This is a genomic window from Streptomyces griseorubiginosus (assembly GCF_017614965.1).
Taxonomy (GTDB): domain Bacteria; phylum Actinomycetota; class Actinomycetes; order Streptomycetales; family Streptomycetaceae; genus Streptomyces; species Streptomyces griseorubiginosus_B.
On sequence record NZ_WVUG01000614.1, the window covers coordinates 1 to 1,748 of the forward strand.

At 76.2% G+C, this 1,748-nt stretch carries 1 pseudogene; it reads right to left on the bottom strand.

Features of this window, described 5'->3' with window-relative positions:
* Positions 1-1,198: pseudogene (locus GRC12_RS44190) on the bottom strand (topoisomerase II); the annotation flags it as partial.
* Between the last annotated feature and the right edge of the window lie 550 nt (positions 1,199-1,748).

The following is a 1,748-nucleotide window of genomic DNA, read 5'->3' on the forward strand; positions in this document are numbered from 1 at the left end:
GGGTGTGGGGCGCGGGTGCGCCGCTCGGCGGCTGTGCTGCCGCGGAACCCGGGTGCGGGAAGCCGTACGCGCCTTGCGTGTTCGGGTCAGGAGCGCCGGCTTGGTGCGGGGTGGCCGGAGGCTGGGCGGGGTGCGGGAAGCCGTAGCCCGCTGGGGTGTTGGGCGCCGGGGCGGCGGTCGGCGGTTGGTGTGCGGCCGGGGGCTGGCCAGGAGCGCCGGGATGCGGGAAGCCGTAGCCCCCCGGCGTGTTGGGCGCCGGGGCGCTCGGCTGCTGGGTGCCCGGAGTCTGCTGGGGTGCTGCCGGGGCGTTCCAGGCTGCCGGGGCCGACTGAGGGGCCTGCGGCTGGAACGGCTGCGGCGGTACCGGCGGCCGGCCCTGAGGGGCCGGCGGCTGCGCGGGTGCCGCCGGATCCTGCTGCTGCGGCTGTACGGGCCACTCTGCGGCCGCCGCGGGCGCCGCGGGCTGGTACGACGGGGGCAACGGCGGCAGTTCGCCCTGCGGCGCCGGCGGCGGAGCCCAGGCGGGAGGGGCGTCCTGCGGGGCCGCGGACGCGCTCGGAACAGCATCCTGCGGCTCGCTGCCCTGCGCCTCGCTGGCTTGGGCTTCGGCGTCGGACGGCTCGGCATCCGTGGATACGGCCTCGGAGGGCTCGGCGTCCCCTCGTACCGCTTCCTCGTCCACCGTGTCCGCCGACTCATCGTCAACGGCCGCCGCCTCCGCGGGCACCTGCTCCTCGGAAGTGGCGTGCTCGTGCTCCGAGTCCTGAGACGCCGCCTCCGCGTCCTCGGACGCCGAGGCTTCCGTCTCTCCATCTGCCTCTGCATCGGCGGCAACCTCGGTGTCGGCGTCACCCGCCTCCGCATCCGCCGTTTCGTCCGCGTCCGCCCCCTCCGCAGCGGCCGCCGAAGCCTCCGCCTCCTCGGAGGAATCGTCGTCGGAGTGGCTCCCGAGCTCGATCACCTCGGCCGAACCGGAGTCTTCGCCATCGTCGGCCGCATCATCGGCGCCGGTCTCCGCGGTCGCCGCCTCGGCGGAACCGTCGACCTCGCCGGTGCCCTCGACGTCGTCCCCGTCCACGGAGTCCGCAGCGCCCTCCTCGTTCACGGCCTCGGCGTCGTCCTCCGAACCTCGCTCTACCTCGGCCGAGCCGGCACGCTCGGAGATCTCCTGCTTCAGGGCCACCGGAGAGAACCGCATGGTGCGGCCACTGTCCAGATCACCGTTCCCGGACTCCTCATCGGAAGCCGGGGAACCGGACGCCTCGGGCGTCAACGGAGCCGACGGAACCGCCGACGCGGCACCCGCTCCAGGCGTCTCCGCCGGCCCCTGCCCTTGCCCCTGCGGCTGGGGCTGCGGCTCGAACCCGCTCCCCACCGGAAGCTTCGGCACCGCCCCCGGCCCACCGACCGGCGGCGCGAACGGCGCACCCGGTGCCGGAGCCGGCGGCGTGAACGGTGCCCCAGGCGCGGCGGCAGCCGGCCGTGGCGTGAACGGCGCGCCTGGAGCCGGAGCGGGAGGCGTGAAAGGCGCTCCGGGCGCCGGAGCGGGAGGCGTGAAGGGCGCTCCGGGCGCCGGAGCCGGCGGAGTGAACGGCGCCCCCGGAGCCGTACCGGCACCCGTGCCGGACTGAGGCCGCGAGTGAGCCGGCGGAGTCAGTCCCGGCAGAGAGGAGAGCGAGAAGTCGGACGGAGCCCCCGAAGCGGAGGGCACCCCAGGCGCCCCACTCGCACCCGCACCGGTCCCAGGC